The 18,638-nt window shown below is 68.7% G+C and carries 20 protein-coding genes; 14 read left to right on the forward strand and 6 right to left on the reverse strand.

The window, feature by feature from the left end; genetic code table 11:
• Positions 1-46: 46 nt before the first annotated feature.
• Entirely contained in the window at positions 47-1,342 is a 1,296-nt protein-coding gene (locus tag NBY69_RS34770) for a transposase (RefSeq protein ID WP_250306184.1), read from the reverse strand.
• A 314-nt stretch (positions 1,343-1,656) separates the two neighbouring features.
• On the opposite strand from NBY69_RS34770, the gene NBY69_RS34775 reads away from it, so the two are divergent.
• Positions 1,657-2,286 (forward strand): TetR/AcrR family transcriptional regulator, encoded by a 630-nt coding sequence (locus tag NBY69_RS34775; RefSeq protein WP_250306186.1) that lies wholly within the window; start codon positions 1,657-1,659, stop codon positions 2,284-2,286.
• A gap of 281 nt (positions 2,287-2,567) precedes the next feature.
• On the opposite strand, the gene NBY69_RS34780 is transcribed toward NBY69_RS34775, so the two are convergent.
• From NBY69_RS34780 to NBY69_RS34790, 3 genes are all read right to left on the reverse strand, one after another.
• Positions 2,568-2,864 (reverse strand): muconolactone Delta-isomerase family protein, encoded by a 297-nt coding sequence (locus NBY69_RS34780; protein ID WP_250306187.1) that lies wholly within the window; start codon positions 2,862-2,864, stop codon positions 2,568-2,570.
• Positions 2,865-2,914: 50 nt separating this feature from the next.
• Complete coding sequence (locus tag NBY69_RS34785) at positions 2,915-4,300, reverse strand: MFS transporter (protein WP_250306188.1); 1,386 nt, start codon at positions 4,298-4,300, stop codon at positions 2,915-2,917.
• A 71-nt stretch (positions 4,301-4,371) separates the two neighbouring features.
• The gene (locus tag NBY69_RS34790) at positions 4,372-5,280 is read right to left on the reverse strand and encodes an alpha/beta hydrolase (RefSeq protein ID WP_250306189.1); all 909 of its coding nucleotides are present in this window, start codon (positions 5,278-5,280) and stop codon (positions 4,372-4,374) included.
• A 178-nt stretch (positions 5,281-5,458) separates the two neighbouring features.
• Here NBY69_RS34790 and NBY69_RS34795 point away from each other — a divergent pair, with 178 nt between their 5' ends.
• The 3 genes from NBY69_RS34795 to NBY69_RS34805 all read left to right on the forward strand — a co-directional run bounded on the left by NBY69_RS34795 (position 5,459) and on the right by NBY69_RS34805 (position 7,531).
• On the forward strand, positions 5,459-5,917 hold the full coding sequence (locus tag NBY69_RS34795; RefSeq protein WP_250306190.1) for a nuclear transport factor 2 family protein: 459 nt from the start codon (positions 5,459-5,461) through the stop codon (positions 5,915-5,917).
• Positions 5,918-5,922: 5 nt separating this feature from the next.
• Positions 5,923-6,888, forward strand: a complete 966-nt coding sequence (locus NBY69_RS34800; RefSeq protein WP_250306191.1) for a TIGR03619 family F420-dependent LLM class oxidoreductase — start codon at positions 5,923-5,925, stop codon at positions 6,886-6,888.
• Positions 6,889-6,979: 91 nt separating this feature from the next.
• On the forward strand, positions 6,980-7,531 hold the full coding sequence (locus NBY69_RS34805; RefSeq protein ID WP_250306192.1) for a cupin domain-containing protein: 552 nt from the start codon (positions 6,980-6,982) through the stop codon (positions 7,529-7,531).
• Here NBY69_RS34805 and NBY69_RS34810 read toward each other — a convergent pair.
• Entirely contained in the window at positions 7,512-8,861 is a 1,350-nt protein-coding gene (locus NBY69_RS34810; protein WP_250306193.1) for a helix-turn-helix domain-containing protein, read from the reverse strand. The two genes, NBY69_RS34805 and NBY69_RS34810, sit on opposite strands and share 20 nt — an antisense overlap.
• A 245-nt stretch (positions 8,862-9,106) precedes the next feature.
• Between NBY69_RS34810 and NBY69_RS34815 the strand changes: the two genes are divergently transcribed.
• From NBY69_RS34815 to NBY69_RS34860, 10 genes are all read left to right on the forward strand, one after another.
• Positions 9,107-9,520 (forward strand): hypothetical protein, encoded by a 414-nt coding sequence (locus tag NBY69_RS34815; RefSeq protein ID WP_250306195.1) that lies wholly within the window; start codon positions 9,107-9,109, stop codon positions 9,518-9,520.
• A gap of 114 nt (positions 9,521-9,634) precedes the next feature.
• Positions 9,635-10,855, forward strand: a complete 1,221-nt coding sequence (glgA, locus tag NBY69_RS34820; protein WP_250306196.1) for a glycogen synthase — start codon at positions 9,635-9,637, stop codon at positions 10,853-10,855.
• Between the two features lie 84 nt (positions 10,856-10,939).
• Positions 10,940-12,190: a low temperature requirement protein A gene (locus tag NBY69_RS34825; protein WP_266646649.1), complete on the forward strand. Its 1,251-nt coding sequence runs from the start codon at positions 10,940-10,942 to the stop codon at positions 12,188-12,190.
• A gap of 14 nt (positions 12,191-12,204) precedes the next feature.
• Positions 12,205-12,675 (forward strand): nuclear transport factor 2 family protein, encoded by a 471-nt coding sequence (locus tag NBY69_RS34830; protein ID WP_250306200.1) that lies wholly within the window; start codon positions 12,205-12,207, stop codon positions 12,673-12,675.
• A 96-nt stretch (positions 12,676-12,771) separates the two neighbouring features.
• Complete coding sequence (locus NBY69_RS34835; protein ID WP_250306201.1) at positions 12,772-13,218, forward strand: nuclear transport factor 2 family protein; 447 nt, start codon at positions 12,772-12,774, stop codon at positions 13,216-13,218.
• The gene (locus tag NBY69_RS34840) at positions 13,218-14,252 is read left to right on the forward strand and encodes an ankyrin repeat domain-containing protein (protein WP_250306202.1); all 1,035 of its coding nucleotides are present in this window, start codon (positions 13,218-13,220) and stop codon (positions 14,250-14,252) included. Before NBY69_RS34835 ends, NBY69_RS34840 begins: the two co-directional genes overlap by 1 nt.
• 50 nt (positions 14,253-14,302) lie before the next feature.
• The gene (locus NBY69_RS34845) at positions 14,303-14,611 is read left to right on the forward strand and encodes a muconolactone Delta-isomerase family protein (RefSeq protein WP_250306203.1); all 309 of its coding nucleotides are present in this window, start codon (positions 14,303-14,305) and stop codon (positions 14,609-14,611) included.
• A 22-nt stretch (positions 14,612-14,633) separates the two neighbouring features.
• Positions 14,634-15,329 (forward strand): SDR family NAD(P)-dependent oxidoreductase, encoded by a 696-nt coding sequence (locus NBY69_RS34850; RefSeq protein WP_250306204.1) that lies wholly within the window; start codon positions 14,634-14,636, stop codon positions 15,327-15,329.
• Positions 15,326-15,790 (forward strand): nuclear transport factor 2 family protein, encoded by a 465-nt coding sequence (locus NBY69_RS34855; protein WP_250306206.1) that lies wholly within the window; start codon positions 15,326-15,328, stop codon positions 15,788-15,790. The genes NBY69_RS34850 and NBY69_RS34855 overlap by 4 nt, the downstream gene beginning before the upstream one ends.
• Positions 15,791-15,840: 50 nt before the next feature.
• On the forward strand, positions 15,841-17,091 hold the full coding sequence (locus NBY69_RS34860) for an MFS transporter (RefSeq protein WP_250306207.1): 1,251 nt from the start codon (positions 15,841-15,843) through the stop codon (positions 17,089-17,091).
• 298 nt (positions 17,092-17,389) lie between these two features.
• On the opposite strand, the gene NBY69_RS34865 is transcribed toward NBY69_RS34860, so the two are convergent.
• The gene (locus tag NBY69_RS34865; RefSeq protein WP_250306209.1) at positions 17,390-18,637 is read right to left on the reverse strand and encodes a cation:proton antiporter; all 1,248 of its coding nucleotides are present in this window, start codon (positions 18,635-18,637) and stop codon (positions 17,390-17,392) included.
• Position 18,638: the final 1 nt, after the last annotated feature.

Genomic DNA, 18,638 nt, shown 5'->3' on the forward strand with positions numbered 1-18,638 from the left:
GGCCCGATGAACTCCGGCCCGATGAACTCGGCCCGGGGAACTCCGGTCAGGCGCTGTTCCTGAGGCATTGCTCCGCAGGGGCGGCGAGTCGGCTGTAAGCGTACGCGGCGGAGATCAGCGTCATGTGATGGTGCCAGCCCGGAAACGAACGACCCTCGAAGTTGAGCAGCCCGAAGTCGTCCCGCAGGCTCCGGACGGCTCCGTCGGTGAGGGCGGGCAGCGCGGTGAGGGCGAGCAGTTCGTCCGGGCGGCGGCGCAGCGCGTTGGTGATCCACAGCCGTGCGGGGCGCCCGGCTGCTGCCGTACCGGTGAACAGGCGGAGAGAGGACTGGGCTGACTGGGCTGTCCGGCTGCTGCTCGGCGCCGTCCGGCTGCGGAGCTCCGGAGCGCCCGCGAGCCGGACCAGCCCCGAGCGCATGCCCACCGGGCGTGGCAGAGGACCGGACGGGCGCACGGTGGTGGTGTGCACAGCGGGACTTCGGTCCAGGCCGCGGAAGTGCCGGGCAGGCACCGCGGTGAGCTCCGGACCGTAAGCGGATGGGCGTCCGTCCGGGGCGCAGGGCAGGACGGCGAGCGAGTCAGGCACCGCCAGGACGAACTCCTGCCTCCGCCTGCTCAGTTCATGGAGGAGCGAGGGGAGCTGCGGGCAGCCGGGGATGTTCGCCACGAGCGGCGGAACGGCACATGAGGTGCGTGCGGCCAGGGAGTCGGCCATCTCAAGGATGTGTGCCCCCAGCGAGCGGTCGCTGACGGAGTCGGGAATACGGGTGCGCAGCCGCAGGCGGGCGTCCCCGGACCAACGCTCGGGCAGGAGCAGACGCCAGTCGACGGGGATCGCCGATCCTGCGGTGGCGAATCCTCCAGCAGAGAGTCCTCCAGCCGAATGCCCTCCGGCGGAAAGTCCTCCGGCGGTGAGGAAGAGACCCACGCCTGCCTGGCAACTGACGGTACGTCCGCTCTCCGGTACGAAACGACGGTGCACGCCCACGGAGTGCTGCCCCCGCTTGGGCTGCACCGACAGGCCCACCGTCCAGGCTCGCACCCCCGTCTGCGCCCCCGTCTGCTGTTCGGTCCAGCGGGCCAGCGCGGCCCGGACGGGATCCCACTCCCAGGGACTGGAGTTGACGAACTGCTGCAGCGACTGCGCCGCGGTGGGGGAGTCGGACACGGCCCGGGCGAGGCGGCGCACCGACTTCCTGCCCGGTGCGGTGAGCAGCCCCCGCAGATAAGTGAGGGCCCACCGGCGCTGGTCGGCCCGCGGCAGGTGCCCGAAGAGGTCCTCGGCGTACGAGGAGATTCGTTCGGGGCCCCGAGCTGCCTGAAATGTTCCGTGTGCGGACATGGTGGTTCCTTCCTGGTTCCGGTCCCGCGGCGGCGCACTCACCCCAGAACAATACAGAACGATCGCTTTCTTTCTTTCCTGGATGGCGGTTCCACCTGCAACGTTCAAGCCATCGGGGGGCACGCCGGTGCATCTTCGGCAAGTCGGCGTTGTGGCGCGTCCGGTCGCGGGTTCACCCTTGCGGTCTCACCGACCGGGCCGGTCGGCGGAGGGGGCCGGGCGGCGTGGACGACTGCACCGACCCGAAGTCGCGCTGCTGTCAAGGCAGTTGCTGTCAGCCACGGCCGCCGGCGCACATCCCGAGGAGGTCAAGGGTGAAGCAGGAGAGAGCGGCACGTACGCGCAGAGTGCTCGTCCAGGCCGCCGCGGAGGAACTCGACCGCAACGGCTACGAGGGAACCTCACTTGTCCGGATCTGCAGGACTGCCGAGGTGTCCATGGGGGCCCTGACCTTCCATTTCTCCACCAAGAGCCAGGTGGCCGACGAGGTGCAGGCGCAGGGTCGCGCCATCACCGGCGCGCTGGTCGCGCAGGTGGTCACGTCTCAGGTCTCGCCCCAGGTCACGGCGCTGCGCGCGGTGATGGAGCTGATCGTCGGTCTCGCGGCGCTGTTGGAGCGGAATGTCACCGTGCGCTCGGCCGCGCGGCTCTCGCGAGAGCGTCCCGGCGAAGCTGCCTGCTGGGGCTCGGCCTGGCTGCCCGCAGTACGTGAACTGCTGGAACAGGCCTGGAGGGACGGGGAACTCCACCCGGCCGCGCACCCCCGGACCCTTGAGGCTCTCGTCGCCTACCTGATGACAGGAGCCGAGGCGCACATCCGCGAACACGTCGAGGCGAGCGTCCGTGACGGGGCCGGAGCGCGGGAGCCCGGACTCCTCGATGCGGGCTCTCAACTGAAGCAGATCTGGCAGCTGTTCCTGCAGGGCGCCGGGCCTGCTCGCTGAGCTTCCCCCGGTAGGCCGTCGGTAGGTCTCGGCAGCTCGTCGGGTCCGCCAGATCCCTTTACAGCGGGTTCCCTTTCGGCCAGATAACAAACCGAACATTCCGTATTGTCTCTGTTGGGCGCAGGACCTTGAGCACTTCAGCCTGGTGCTGCGGCCGTTCTCCCGGATCCTCAAGATCCAGTGTCTACGGTGTCCGAAATCCGGGTCGGGGTCCGTTGAGCGCACGGACCCCGACCCGGCCACCCCGACGATCCGTCAGATCGCGAAGTGCGGCCGGAGTATCAGCCGCGGTTGTCCGCCACCTCCAGCGTGAGGGGGTGGGTGGCCAGCGGGGTCACCTGGAGGTCCGCATACGGACGGATGGGCAGGGAGGCCAACACCGCTTCCAGGGCATCCGCATCCGCGGCCGACCAGATGCCGACGTTGCCGCGCTGACCGGGCATCCGCCAGATGTGCTTGAGCACGCCCGTGGCCATGAGTTCATGCGCGTGTGCGTGCTCGCGCTTGACGACCTCGTCGCGTTCCTCGGCCGGCAGGTCGTACACGCGGGAACCGTCGAGATGGATCATGAAGTCCATGGAAATCCTCCTTGAATGAGTGGTGTGCCGTGCCGTGTGGCGGGACGGCATCACTGTGGCTGCGGTTCGTTCCTCGGAGCGGGCTCCGCGGCGGCCGGGTGGTGATGGCCGGCGGGCAGGAAGCGGATCACGCCCAGCGTCGTGACCACCAGGACCGCGGCCCCGATGACCAGGCTGATGCGCATGCCTGTCATGAAGTGGGCCGAGTCGGCGATCAGGGCGCCCAGGAGGGCCACGCCGATGGCCCCGCCGAACTGGCGGGCCGCGCTGAGGACTCCGGAAGCCAGACCGGCCCTCTCGTGCGGGACCGACTCCAGCATCGCCGTCGTCAGGGGCGGGATCGCCAGGCCTCCGCCGATGCCCAGCGGGACAAGCAGCACCAGGAGCAGAGGAGTGGGGGTGTCCTGGGAGACGAAGAGCAGGCCCAGGATGCCCAACGTCTGGATGATCTGGCCGAGAACCAACGGGAAGCGCGGCCCGTGGCGGTTGGTCAGCTTGCCGGCCAGGAGGTTGACCCCTGTGGTGAAGGCCGTCATCGGAATGAACATCAGGCCTGCCATCAGGGCCGAGGCACCACGGTGTTCCTGGAAGAAGATCGTGAAGACGAAGACCAGGCCGTAGTAGCCCAGGTTCAGGGCGAGACCCGCGCTGGTGCACACGGCCACCGCGGGATTGCGGAACAAGGTCAGCGGCACTGCCGGATTGCGCTGGCGGGACTCGGTCAGCAGGAACGCGACTGCGGCGATGACGGCGACCGCGAAGCCCACGATGGTGACTGGGTCCGTCCAGCCGTGGGAGCCTCCGTTGATCACTGCGAACACCAGAGCCGCCAGGGCCAGGACTGCCGTCACCTGGCCTGCCGGGTCCATCGGGGCCTGCCCGCGCGAGGACCGGGGGGCGCGGAGCATTCCGATCAGGGCGACGATGCCGACGGGGATGTTGATGAAGAAGATCCAGCGCCAGCCGAGCCCGGTCGTGAGTGCGCCACCGACGACCGGGCCCGCAGCGACCGCCGCGCCGCCGCCCGCCGTCCACCACGCGATTCCGCGGGCGCGCTTGGCCGGGTCGTCGTAGGCCTGGCGGACCAGAGCGAGCGAGGCGGGCATCATCACTGCCGCCCCCGCGCCCTGGAGCGCCCGCGCGAAGATGAGCACGCCGAGGTTGGGCGCAAGCCCGCACAGCGCGGACATCAGGGTGAAGACCGACAGGCCGATCGAGAAAGCGCGGCTCGCGCCGATCCGGTCCGAGATCGCTCCCGCCGACAGCAACAGCGCCGCGAAGAGCAGGGTGTACGCCGTCACCACCCACTGCAGCGCCGACACCTGGCCGTCCCACTGCTTGCCGATGCTCGGCAGGGCGACGTTGACCACCGTCGTGTCCAACGTGATCACGAAGAACGCCAGACAGGCCACGCGAACCGTGGCGTCAGGGCTCAACCTCGGCCGCGTATCAGCCGCCATGGACCCGGAGGGAGAGCTACGTGCTGAATCGACGGCAGGTCGCCTGCTCACAGCGTCCTTCCGAAGTGGGCCTCCACCGAGTCCAGTGCCGACATCACTGTCGATTCCTGGTCGTAGAAATCAAACTGGGAGCCGGTCGTCCACTGCAGTTCCTTGGGTGCCCTCAGCCCATCGTGGAAGCGACGGGCGCCGTCCGGGATGGCGGCGTCCGGGCTGTGCAGCATGAAGGTGGGTGCCGTGCACTGAGCGGCGACCGAGATGGGGTCGAAGGTCAGCCACTGCGGCCAGCTCATGACGGCGAACCGGTTGCGCCACTCGGGGACAGCCCCTCGATCGGCATACAGGTAGTAGTCGAACGGCCCGTACATCGCGGCGCGTTCGTCGGTGTCGCTTGCCGCGGGGATGTAGTCGACCTCACCCGTCGACTCGTACTTGTCCCGGGCTGCCTCGCCCAGGGCCATCCGCTCACGAACGCCTTCCGGGCCGCCGTAGATGTCCGGGACCAGCGTTCGGTCGTGCAGCCACGGAGCCACCATGGCAACGGAGCGGATCTCCGGATTCCGTGAGGCGGCGACCGCGACATATCCGGAGCCGGCGCAGATACCGAGGGCGCCGATCCGGGAAGAGTCCACGTCCGGGCGGGACTTCAGGTAGTCGACAGCGCTGACGATGTCCGCGATCTTACGTTCCGGCGATTCGAAGTCCTGCGGATCGCCCTTCGATCCGCCGTACCCGCGGAAGTCGAAAGCGAGCGTGGTCAGTCCTCGGGCGGCGAGCCCGGCCGCGTACCGCCCGGCCATCTGTTCCTTGACAGTGGTCCACGAGCCGACCACGACCACTGCGGGAGAGGCATCCCCGGCCGGCTGCGAAGCAGGTCGGTAGAGGTCGCCGACGAGGTCGACACCTTCGCTGGGGAGTGCCACCCCCTCGACACGCACATCACCGTTGGGGTTCATGGGTCTCCCTTCAAGGTCCTGCCGACGCGCTTGAATGCGCTCCACGTGTCATCATAACCAAGCGATTTGACTAACTGTCAAGTTATGAGTCATTTAGCTTGATCGAATATGACAGACACATTGACATCCTGTCCGCGGCGCAGTCATTCTCGGTCGATCACCGAACAAGGAGTCGACGATGACGCAGGATCAACTCGCCCCGCCACGAGACGCCCAGTCAGTAGGGCGCTACTTCTTGGACCAGATCGGCAGTGGGCGGCTCGAAGCCGCGTTCGCCTGCCTGGCCGACGATGTGGTGATGGAGATGCCGTTCGCACCCCCGGGCAGCCCGACCCGGCTGGAAGGTGCCGATGCGCTGCGCAGCCTCTACACGGGGGTGGTCGACGCGGCCCTGTCGGTCGAGCTCCCGGTGAGCACCACTCGGCCGTTCGCCGACCCCGAGTGGGCACTGGTCGAGTACACGGGCCGGATCCTGCAGCCGGGCGGTCATGAGTACACGAACGTCTACCACGGTCTGTTCCGGGTCGTGGACGGGCGGATAAAGCTCTTCCGGGAGCTCTACGACACCTACCGGTTCGCGGAGCAAGTGCCCCTGGAGGCACGTCGGGCCATGTTTCCGACCACCGACGAGGGGTGAGCGGGATGTCCACGACCGCCCCCCGCGCTCTTGGTGTGGGCGTCCCGCTTTCCGGAGCCTGGGCGACACCCTCCACCCAGGTACGGATCGCCCGGCAGGCCGAGGAGCTCGGCTACCAGTCCCTGTGGACCTTCACCCGCCTGCTCTTCCCGATGCAGAGCAACGATGCCGAATGGTCGTCCGACTTCCAGCCGGCCTTCCACTACGGCGTGGCAGAGCCGCTCATCACCCTGGGATACCTGGCCGGCTGCACCGAGCGGATCCGGCTGGGTGTCTCGGTGCTCAACGCCCCGTTCTTCGCGCCCGCGGTTCTGGCCAAGCAGCTCATCCAGCTCGACCGGGTATCGGGCGGACGGCTCGACGCCGGGCTGGCTCAGGGCTGGTCCGAGGAGGAGTTCCGGGCCGTCGGCCTGCCGATGGAACGGCGAGTGGCCCGCACGTTGGAGTACGTGGAGGTGCTCCGCCGGATGTGGGAGCAGGACCAGGCGGAGTTCCAGGGCGAGTTCACCGAGCTGCCCCGGACCCTGGTCCGCCCTCGCCCGGTCCAACCGGTCTTCCCCCTGCTGCTCGGTGGCTCCACCGAGAAGGCCTGGACGCGTGCGGGGCGCCTGGCCCAGGGCTGGGTCAGCCCGGGTTTCGTCGCCGTGCCGGAGGTCGCCGCTGCCGCGTCCGGGGTCCGCGCAGCCGCCGAACGCGCCGGACGTTCCCCTGACGGGCTGCGCATCGTCGTACGCGCCACCGTCTTCCTCGGCACCGAACCCGGTTCCGGGCGCAGCCTCTTCCACGGTTCGGTTGCTCAGATTCGCTCTGACATCGAGCAGATGCACGATGCCGGGGCCACCGAGGTCTTCCTCGACTTCAACTTCGACCCGCGGATCGTCGGCCCTCGAGCAGACCCTGCCGGCTCCCTCGCCCTGGTCGAGGAAGCACTGGGCGAACTCGCTCCGGTCGCGCTCCCCGCCGCGCGCTGAGGGAGCGCCGGATCCTGCCACCCGTGCTGCCCGAGAGGGCTTGTTCCTCCGTACGCGAAGAGATTCAGCACACGAAGAAACTGGAGACACCATGATCCACGCGATTTCGCGTCTGGTCGCGGGTTGCCGTCCCGACGGCACCTCGGTGGTCGAGGCGAACGGGCCGGTCGCCCCCGTGACCGTGGGTGCGCTGCCTGGCGTCGAGTTCTACCAGGTCTGGGGGCGCAACGATGCCCCCGCGAGAGGCGACGGCGGCACTGAAGCAGCCTTCGTGCCCTACTTCCCCGGGGACACCGGGACCCGCTTCGTGATACTGCGCTGGCCCCCGGAGACCGGACGCGGCCCGGAGGGCGATCCCGACTTGCTCTCCGCCGAGGTGGAAGAGGTCTTCCCCGGGCTGCTCAAGGCTCTGGCCCCGGACGACAAGGGGCACCATGCGACGGACACCGTGGACATGTCGATCATCCTGGAGGGGGAGCTCTGGCTCCAGCTGGAAGACGGCTCCGAGACCCGTCTGACGCCCGGCAGTTGCGTCGTCCTGCGCGGCAACCGGCATGCCTGGTTCAACCGCAGCACCGAACCGGCCGTCATGGCCAGCGTCTTCATCGGTGCCCAGGACACTCTCAGCGAGCAGCTTCGCTGACCCGGTCGGCGGAGGCGGGGAGGCCGGGGAGCCCCGCATCGTTCAGCGCCTGCCGGTAGGCGGCGATGGACTCGGCGGTGTACCCGTACTGCTGCCAGATGTCCGCGATCCGGCGCCACACGGCAGCCGACGGACGGGCCGGGGGCAGTTGGCGAAGCTGCGCCGCCGCAGCGCGGAGCGTCTCCTGTGCTTGCCGGCTCTCGCCCATGCCGAACTGGGCGTGAGCCAGTACGGCACGCGCCTCGACCGACTCCCGGCGCGGCTCGTCGCGCAACAGCTCCAGCGCCCTGGACGCATGTTCCTGAGCTTCGGCCGCCTGGTTCAGCCGCAGGTGTGCCTCCGCGAGATTGCTCTGGGCCGACGCCTGTTCGGCTGCCGTGCCGACCTCCACCAGCTGAGCCTGCGACTGTTCGAGCAGCTGACGGGCTTGTTCAGGGTCACCGGGGTCGGAGCAGAGCAGCAGCATCCCGTAGACACCGCAGAGCAGTGCGTGGTGGCGCACGTGATCGCTCTCGGCCAACAACGCGCGTGCGCGTTCTGCCAGAGCCAGGGCCTCGTCGATCTGGCCCTGGGACTTTGCCACGAGGGCGGCGTTCCAGAAGGTCTCCCGCTGTGCGGTCCGGCCTCCGTGACCGTCGGCGATCCTGATCAGGCGTTCGGCCACGAGGCGGGCCTTGGCCAGGTCGCTGCGGGCCCGGTAGCAGCTGACCAGCACTGCTCCGAGCTGAATGTGGTCGTCCGTGGCCTCGAGGCCGAACTGGTCGAGGCGGCGCAGCGCCCGCTCTCCGATCTCGACGCTGAGGACCTGGTCGCCGAGGGCCTGGTGGCAGCGGCAGAGCGCCGTGGCCAGCTGGGTCCATTCCGCTGAGCCGGCGACGCACCGGGGATCCTCGTACAGCATGGTGAGGGCTTGGGCCGCGGCCTCCAGCCTGCCGAGCTGCTCCAGGGCGAGCGCTTGGCCGAGGCGGGCTCGGCGCACGGTGGCCTCGGGCAGGACGGGACCGGAGGCGAGGATCTCGCTGAAGGCCTGCAGCGCCTCCCTGTTCTCACCGTTGTGCAGGGCGAGGTCGGCGAACGCGGCCTTGAGCTCCAACTCGCGTGTCCGTGTGCCGTCCTGACCCGTGAGCAGATAGCTGGGGGTGCATCCGAGGCGCTCGGCCAGGAGCGTCACGACAGCCGCCGAAGGAGTTCGCTTGCCCGACTCGATCAGCGAGATGTAGCTCACCGAGACGTCGTCGCTGGCGAGGTCCTGTTGTTTGAGACCACGAGCACGACGGAGCTCCCTCAGCCGCCGTCCGGTGCCTTCACCGTCTTCGGCAGTGCTGTCCACAGTGTCTCCTCGGTCCTGCTGATGTGCTCTCGGCGGGGTGATGGAAAATTTACAGGATATTTGACAACTGCGGCCATCTCCGGTGAAAGAAGTCACAGCTTCTGCTCTGCACCAGCCGGGACGACAGCGGAGGCGCAGCGACTTCAGAATGTACGAAGTCCTGTCTCACGGTCTTCCCTCCGCCTTGGCTATGGTCACAGCGAGTGACAGCGACGGCATGCGGGTTCGAGGCAGGGGAGTGAGGCATGTTCCGACCGGTGCGGCGTGCGGCCTTCTTCGACCTCGCCCATCCAGAACGCCCTCCGCACGAGGACGTGGCCCTGCAAGCCGCGCTCGAAGGCCACCGGGCCAAGGGGGACCTTGTCGTCATGGTCGTGGACTCTCTGCGGCCGTTCCCTCGGACGCTGCCCGCCGAGGGAATTCTTCTGCGGCTTTCGCCGTCGGCTACCCGCGACATGGACAAGTGCACGACGGTCGTCGAAGCCATGGCCCGCCTGTGCATCGATCCGGTCAGTTGCTTCGGCTACGGAGACCTGTGCACCGGGACAGGGTTGCTCGGCGTCGTCGGAAATCCGCGCGTCATCGCCTGTAGCGCGGACAGCCGACGGCTTGCTCAGGAGTTGAGCTGGCCCGTGATCATGACGCCTTCCACCGTCTGAGGGGACGGCCCGGCGCGGATGCCGCTCCGCCCGACCGGCCGTGTTTCCCGGGTGTTCGGGCGGAGCGGCCGGTGCAGGAGTCCTGTCAATGTCCACGGACCTCAGGAAGTCGCCATGCATGTGCAGCAACCCGCTCGGTCGTCCCGAACACGCGTCGATCTGCTCACCAAGGAATTCCCTCCGGAGGTATACGGAGGGGCCGGTGTCCATGCCGCAGAACTCGCGGCAGAACTCCGCAGTCTTGTCGACCTGCACGTGCGCTGCTTCGGTGCGCCGCGCGACGCGCAGAACGTGACCGCCTACCCGGACCCCGTGCTGCCGGGAGAGCAGAACCCCGCCCTGCGCGCGCTCGGGGTGAATGTCGAGATGGCCGCGGGGTGCGCGGGAGCAGACCTTGTCCACAGCCACACCTGGTACGCCAACGGGGCGGGCCGGCTCGCGCAGGTGCTGTACGGCATCCCCCATGTCGCCACCACCCACAGCCTCGAACCGCTGCGCCCCTGGAAGGCCGAACAGCTGGGCGGCGGCTACGCGTTGTCGTCCCTGGTGGAGCGTTCGGCACTGGAGAGCGCCGATGCGCTGATCGCCGTGTCGCACGGCATGCGTCGGGACATCCTTCGCGTATATCCCGATGTGGATCCCGAGCGGGTCCACGTGGTCCACAACGGCATCGACACCCGGGCCTACCACCCCGACCACGGCACGGCCGCGCTGGTGCGGCACGGGGTGGACCCCGATCGGCCCATCGTCCTCTTCGTCGGCCGCGTCACCCGTCAGAAGGGTCTGCCGCAGCTGCTGCGTGCGGCCTTCGAGTTGGATCCCCGTGCCCAGCTCGTGCTGTGCTGCGGGCAACCCGACACGGCCGAGATCGGAGCCGAGACCGAGGCGCTGGTCGACGAACTGCGCCGGGTGCGGGACGGAGTCGTCCGTATCGACGGGATGCTCGATCGGGCCGTCCTCCTGCAGTTCCTCACCCACGCTTCCGTCTTCGTCTGCCCGTCCCTGTACGAACCGATGGGCATCGTGAACCTGGAGGCCATGGCCTGCGGCACAGCGGTCGTGGCCACTGCGACGGGTGGCATCCCGGAGGTCGTGGCGGACGGTGAGACGGGCCTTCTGGTGCCCATCGAGCAGGAGCAGGACGGCAGCGGCACGCCCCTGGACCCCCGGCGCTTCGCCTCCGACCTCGCCGCCGCGATGAATCAGCTCCTCGCCGATCCGGACCATGCCTCCCGGCTCGGCGCGGCCGGCCTCGCGCGGGCGCAGAAGGAATTCGGCTGGGACGTGGCTGCGGAGCGGGCGCATGCCGTCTACCGCTCGGTGCTGGATCGCTGACCGCACAGGCTTCGCGCCCCGACCTCATGATGTCTATTTGATCTCTTTGACCGGACCACCACTGCTGCCGCTACCTTCGCAGACATGTCTCAAACGACTTCCGCGCAAGATGTAGAAGGCGTCCCGGAGCATTCGAGGTCCACGCACGACAACAGCACGCTGTTCGAGGACGAGGCAACGGAATCCGCGGGGCCTGCCGCGTTGTCCGTGGATCCCGCTACGAAAAGCGAATCCAGGGTCACGACTCTGGAATTGTTCTTCGATCTCGCGTTCGTATTCAACTTCACGCAGCTCGCCCGGGTGCTCAGCCGGGACATGACGCTGCACGGAGTTATTCAAGTACTTCTGATTTTCTGGCTCCTGTGGTGGATGTACGGCGGATACGCGTGGCTCACCAACCACCTTCCGCCCCAACGCAGGCACCACCGGGTCCTGCTGCTGCTCGGCATGGCCTCCTTTCTGGTCATCGGCCTGGCCACGCCCAACGCGTTCGACGGGGACGGCGTCGCGTTCGGCATCGGCTACCTGCTGATCGTCACCGTGCATGCCGCCCTCTTCGCGTTGGGCGGCACCGGAGCGGCCCGCAACATGCTGCGCATCGCCCCGTTCCACACGGTGGGCGCGCTCCTCATCATCGGCGCCGGCTTCCTCGACGGATGGGCCATGTACGCGCTGTGGACCTCGGCCGTCGCGTTGGAGATCGTCGCGCCGGTGCTGACGGGCGTCTCGGGCTTCGAGCTGAAGCCGGGCCACTTCGTGGAACGGCACGGACTGCTCATGATCATCGCGCTCGGCGACTCGTTCCTGGCGCTCGGCATCGGCACCGACGGCGGTCAGGCGGGGCCGTCGGTCGTGACCACGGCGGTCCTCATCTTCGTCATCCCGGCCGGTCTGTGGTGGGTGTACTTCGACGAATCCGAGAAGGCCTCGCGGGCCGAACTCGCCCTGGAGCGGCAGGACGCGGTGCAACGTTCGCGGCTGGCACTCGCCGCGTTCTTCTACGCCCACGTACCGATGCTGCTCGGACTGATCCTGATCGCGGCGGCCGTCAAGAAGACCATCGTGCACCCCTACGATCCACTGGCCATGGCCCCGTCCGTCGCGCTGGCCTGTGGTGTGGCGCTGTACCTCGGCGGTATCGCCTGGTTCCACGGAATCCTGAAGATCGGCCCACAGCGTTTCCACTTCACCGCCTCACTGTTCGCCGTACTGGCAATTCCGGTGGGGCACTTCGGGACGGCAGTGGCCGAAGTCGTAGTGCTTGGCGCCCTCATCGGCGCTGCCCTGCTCAGCGACCATCGCTGGACCTTGAAAATGGCACATCTCTATCACTGAAAGAAGAAAAATCCATGAGTTCTGTGGCCGACCGCCTCGACGTCATCGAGACCTGCACCCGCATGGGCTGGTACATCGACCAGCGCGAGTGGGACGCGCTGAACGATGTCTTCAGCGACGAGATCATGCTCGACTACACCAGCCTCAATGGCGGCGAGCCGGGTCCCGTGTCCAAGAAGGACCTGATCGGTGCCTGGTCCGGGCTGCTCGGCCAGTTCGCCGCCACCCAGCACCTGCTCAGCAACTTCCTGGTCGACGTACAGGGCGACAGCGCCGTCACGACCGCGATGTTCCAGGCGACGCACCGCATGCCCAACGAGCACGGCGGTCCGCTGTGGACGCTCGCCGGCACCTACCGCATCGACCTGGAGCGGACGTCTGACGGCTGGCGGATCAACGCCATCGTGATGACGGCCACCTGGGCCGACGGAAATCAGCATCTGTTCGCCCGCGCCGCCGAACAGGCTCAGTCCGCCGATTCCTGAGCGGCGATCTCAGGAAGTCGACCACCTGTTTCTTGCTGGCTCCCGAGTATCTCGCTCAGGATTCCCATGGGATTCCTTCCATTTCTAGGAGATTTCATGAGCAACGCCACGGAAGAAACCAGGAAAGTCGTACAGCGGTGGTTCGACGCACTGACATCGGGCGACTTCGAAACCGCCCTCGACACACTCGCCGAGGACGTCGAGTGGATCAACTACACGCCGGTGCCCGGCTACAACGACGACATGAAGTGGATCGGCAGTTACCGCGGCCGTGAGGCTGTCCTCGAGACCCTGAAGATCTTCACCGGGGCCGTGGACGTCCGCCTGGAGAAGCTGGTGCGCCTGGTCGTCGACGGCGACCAGGCCGCCGGGGTCATCCACGAGATGTCCACCGTGCGGGGCACCGGCGTCGAGTTCGAGATCGAGTTCATCCAGTGGCTGACGGTCCGCGACGGCAAGATCACCCGCTGGAAGTCCTACACGGACCCGTCGCAGATCATCCGGGCCCTGCGGGGCGACGCTTCGGGGCAGGAGGCCGCCTGATGAGCTCCGAGCTGATCACCGCAGTACGCGCCCGGGACGCCGCACGCGTCTCCGAACTGCTGGCAGCCGGCGCCGACGCGCGCCACCGCGAGTCCGCCACCGGGCTGACCGCCCTGATGATCGCGGCCGGGCATGCGGACGCTCCCACCGTCCAGGCCCTGATCGACGGCGGTGCCGACGTCCTGACCGCCGACACCCGGGCCGGCGCGACCGCGCTGCACAAGGCCTGCCAGGGCGGCAGCCTCGAGGTGGTGAAGGCTCTCGTCGAAGCGGGTGCCTTCGTGGACGGAGTGGCGCCCACCACCGGACACACCGCCCTGATGGACGCGCTCTGGTACAAGTACCCGGACATCGCCGAGTACTTGCTGACGCAGGGCACCGCACTCCAGGTCTACACGCACTACGGCTTCTCGCTCGAGCAGCACTTCGCGTACGAACTGAACGTCAACACGTTCGGCAAGGACCGGCTGCTCAAGGCCGAGGAGCACCTCAACTCCCGTCGGGCGGGCGACGAGCGCGCGGTGGCCGGCCAGGAACTGATGGCGGCGACCGCGGAGGGCGACACCGACCGGGTGCGCAAGCTGCTCGCTGCCGGCGCCGAGGTCGACGAGCGTTCCCCCAACCTGAGCGGCTTCAACGACAGCCACACGCCGCTGCTGGTGGCCTGCCGCGACGGTCACGACGAGATCGTGCGCCTGCTGCTCGCGGCCGGGGCGGACGTGAACGCCGTCGAGCCCACGTTCGGCGCGGTGCCGCTGCACAAGGCCGTCTACAACGGCCACGCCGGCATCACCGCCGATCTGGTCCGCCAGGACGGTATCGACCTCGACTTCCAGGGCGCGACCAATGGCTACAGCCCGCTGCACGACGCGCTGTGGCACGGCTACGAGGACTGCGCGCGCACGCTCGTGGAGGCCGGCGCCCGGCTCGATCTCCTCGGCCACGACGGCAAGACGCCGCTCGACCTCGCCGTCGAGGTCTTCGGGGCCGATCACGCGCTGAGTGAACTGATCCGCTCCCGCGGCGCCCGCTGACCGCCCACTCCCCATCTCCCAACAGCCGTCCACGGAAGCGGAGTTGAAGCATGCTTTTCTACGTTCAGATGAAATGGAAGCACGAAGGGCGCATCACCCTCGACGAGCTGTGGGAGCTCGAGCAGGACGAAGCGGTCCACGCCCAGGAGACGGTGGACTCCGGCTTCTGCGTGGGCATCTGGAAGGTCGCCGCGCAGAAGCGCGTCATAGCCATCATCGAATCACCGGATGCCGAGGAGCTCGACCGCACCGCGCTCGGCCGGCTCCCCATGCGGGAGTACCTGGAGTTCGAGACCGTCTGGCCGCTGCGCGATTACCTCGGCTTCGCCGAGGACGTCAAGCAGCGCTACAAGGTCTGACCGCAGCGAGGAGTCCGAAGACGTGAACCGGCAACGCAACCGCACCGCCCTCGTCACGGGCGCGAGCCGCGGCATCGGTCTCGAGACCGTCCGGCAGCTCGATCGGGCCGGCCTCGACGTCGTGCTGGCCGCGCGCGATCTCACGCGCGGTCGAGCGGCTGCGCGTGGGCTCGACAGCCCGCGCATCCGGGTGGAGGAGCTGGATGTCACCGACGCCGAGAGCGTCGAGGCATGCGCGCAGCGGCTGGCCGACGACGGGATCGAATGCGACGTCCTGGTCAACAACGCCGGAATCTACCCGACCGTCTCGTACTTCTCGCTCGACGAGGACACCATGCGCCGAGCCCTGGACACGAACCTCATGGGAGCGTTCCGCACCTGCCAGGCGTTCTGCCCCGGCATGGCGCAGCGCGGCTACGGCCGGGTGGTGAACGTCTCCTCCGGGCTCGGCGCCCTCACCGGCAACGTGCCGTCCCCGGCTGCCTACGGCATCTCCAAGGCAGCGCTCAACGCGCTGACCCTGGTGGTGTCCGCCGCGGTGCCGGCGAGCGTCAAGGTCAACGCGGCCTGTCCGGGCTGGGTCCGTACGGACATGGGGGGCCGCGGGGCGCCGACCGGTGTCGAGGAGGGCGCCGACACCGTGAGCTGGCTGGCGCGCCTGCCCGACTCCGGGCCCACCGGGGGGTTCTTCCGCAACCGCAGAAGGATCGACTGGTGAGCGCGGCCCGCATCGCGGCCGTTGCCGCCGTCCTGGTGGCCGTCGTCGTGCTCGCCGTGACGGTCGTGACCGGCGACCACGTCCGCGTCGCGGCGAAGGAAGCCGTCCGCGACACCCCCGACGAGCACGACCCGGCGGCCCTGACCGCGCTGGAACCGGCCGTGCGCGGCTACGTCGACGCCGTCGACTCCCGCGACGTGAACGCACTGGTGGCCGTCTTCGCGCCGCAGGCCACCGTCAACGACACCGGGCGCAGCTTCCACGGCCGGGCAGCGATCAGGGACTGGGCCCGCGACGAGGTCATCGGCGGCAGACTCACCGTTCTGAAGAACACCCCGAAGACCAACGGCACGACGCTGCTCGTGCGCTTCGCACCCCAGGGCGTCGGCGGTTTCGAGGCCGACTACGAGTTCGATCTGCGCGACGGCCGCATTGCCAGGCTCGACCTCCGGTACGCCTGACCGCGCCTTCGGTTTCTCCTTCCGTCCTCTTCCCAAGGAGTGGCTCTCCCATGAGTACCGCCACCGCGTCGGCACCCGGCGAGACGCGCAACAAGCTCGCCCTGGGCGCCCTAGGACTGGGCGCTTTCGTCATCGGCACCGCCGAGCTGGTCATCGTCGGCGTCCTCAATCTCATCGCCGACGATCTGGACGTCTCACTGAGCACGGCGGGCCTGCTGGTCACCGCCTACGCGCTCGGCATCTCCATCGGCGGCCCGATCGTCACGGCGGCGACCATCAAGGTGTCGCGCCACACCCTCCTGTGCGCAGCGCTCGCCGTCTTCGTCCTCGGCAACCTCGCCGCGGTCTTCGCCGGGCTCTTCGGCCTGCTGGTCGTCGCGCGCGTACTCTGCGGTGCCCTGCACGGCCTGTTCCTGGGCGCGGCCTCCGCCGTCGCCACGGGTCTGGTCGCGCCCGAGCACCGCGGTCAGGCCGTCGGCCTGGTCTTCGGCGGCATCTCTGTGTCGACGGTGCTCGGTGTGCCGCTCGGTACCCTGCTGGGCCAGAACCTCGGCTGGCAGGCCACGTTCGCCGGCGTGGCCGTCCTCGGCCTCGCCGCCTTCGTCGTGATCATGATCTGGGTGCCGTCGGTCAGGGGCAGAGGTTCGGGCGGCCTGGCCTCCCAGGCCCAGCACGCCTTCCACCCCCGGGTGTTGGCCATGCTGGGTTCCGAAGTGCTGCTCATGGGATCGCAGTTCATCGCCTTCACGTATCTGGCGGCGTTCTTGGAGGACGTCACCGGCATCAAGGGCGCCATGGTGAGCGTCTTCCTGATGATCTTCGGTGTGTTCAGCGCTGTCGGCACCTTCGCGGGCGGGCGCCTCGCCGACATCAACGCCTCGCGGACCCTGCTCGTCGGCAACGGCGTACTCATCGTGGGTCTGCTCGGCCTGTACTTCTTCCGCGACAGCCCGCCGCTGGTCGGTGTGGCCCTGGCGCTCTGGGGCATCGTCGGTTTCGGTGTCACCCCGGCGCTCCAGCTGCGCGTCATCTCGCTGGCCGGGGAGGGCGCCGATCTCGCCGCCACCCTGGGCGCGTCCGCCGCGAACGTGGGTGTCGCCTCCGGCGCCGCGATCGGCGGCTGGGCCCTGACCGCCTTCGGCATCGACGACGTCCCGCTGATCGCACTGGTCTTCGCCGTCATCGCGCTGCCCGTGGTCTGGGCCACCCGGTTCCTCAAGGTGCCTGGCGTCCAGGCCCCGGCGGCCGGCTCCGCGCCGGCTGCCGCGAGCGACAACACACCCGTCTCCACCGGAGGCTGACCTTCGGGACCGAAGCCCGTTGCCGCAGCGCCTCAGGGCGCCGCGGCAACGGGCTTCGTCGTTCGGACACCGCTCAACCGGGCCACCGGGAACGGCAGGCCGAGGGGGAACCGAAGGACAGGGGCGAGCCGGTTGATGCTCTCCGAGTCGAACGGGACGACCCACAACTGGTCCTTCTTCCAGAGCAGGCCGTCCGCGGACGTCGGTACGTGCGGACTTCGGTACGTGATGACGAGGTTCCGCTCGGCAGGAAGGCCTTCGCTCCGGCCCCGGGAGGCGGCCGGTCCCGGTCACGACATCATTCGGATGCCGCGCCCGTGGGCTCCGGCTCGGCCGGCCGGGGTGCCAGGGGCCGCCGTCCGGGACTCGCGGCGGGGTACTCCTTGCCGCGCCACAGGAAGATCCGCTGGGCGATCGGCTCCGTGAAACGGGCCGCAAGGGGACCCATGACGACGAGGAGCAGAACGTACGCGGTGGCCAACGGCCCCAGAGAGGGATCCACGGCACCGGCGGAGACCGCGAGCCCGGCGATCACGATGGAGAACTCGCCCCGCGCGACCAGGGCGCCGCCGGCCCGCCACCGCCCCCGCTCCGCAATGCCTCCGCGCTTCGCGGCCCAGTACCCGGTTCCGATCTTCGTCAGGGCGGTGAGCACCGCCAACGCGAGTGCGGGCAGCAGCACCGACGGGATGGTGCTGGGATCGGTGCTCAGACCGAAGAACACGAAGAACACGGCGGCGAAGAGATCCCGTAGCGGCATCAGCAGGTGATGGGTGTTCTCGGCCACCTCGCCCGACAGGGCGATACCCACGAGGAACGCCCCCACCGCCGCCGACACCTGCAGCTGCTGGGCCACACCGGAGACGAGCAGCGTCGTGCCCAGGACGACGAGCAACAGCTTCTCCGGGTCGTCGCTGGACACGAAGCGCGAGATGACCCGCCCGTAGCGCACCGCGACGAGCAGGACAGTACTGACCGCCGCGAGTGCGATGCCCAGGGTCACACCCCCTGCCAGCCAGCCCGAACCGGCCAGCACCGCGGTCAGGATCGGCAGGTAGAGCGCCATGGCCAGGTCTTCGAGCACGAGGATGCCGAGGACGACCGGGCTCTCCCGATTGCCGAGCCGGCCCAGGTCGCCGAGCACCTTCGCGATGACGCCGGACGACGAGACCCAGGTGACGCCCGCGAGCACCACGGCGGCCACCGGCCCCCAGCCGAGCAGCAGAGCCGCGGCGGCTCCGGGGACCGCGTTGAGCACGAAGTCGACCGCTCCCGCCGGGGCCTGGGTCTTGAGGTGACCGACGAGATCGCCCGCCGTGTACTCCAGACCGAGCATCAGGAGCAGCAGCACCACACCGATCTCGGCACCGACCTCGATGAACTCCTCGCTGCCGCCCAGCGGGACGATGCCGCCGGCGCCGAACAGCAGTCCCGCCAGCAGATAGAGCGGGATCGGAGAGAACCTGAGGCGTACGGCGAAGCGGCCGAGCAGGCCGAGCACCAGCACGATCGCCCCGAACTCGATCAGAAAGACCGCGGAGTGCACG

The organism is Streptomyces sp. A 4/2, from assembly GCF_940670765.1.
Taxonomy (GTDB): domain Bacteria; phylum Actinomycetota; class Actinomycetes; order Streptomycetales; family Streptomycetaceae; genus Streptomyces.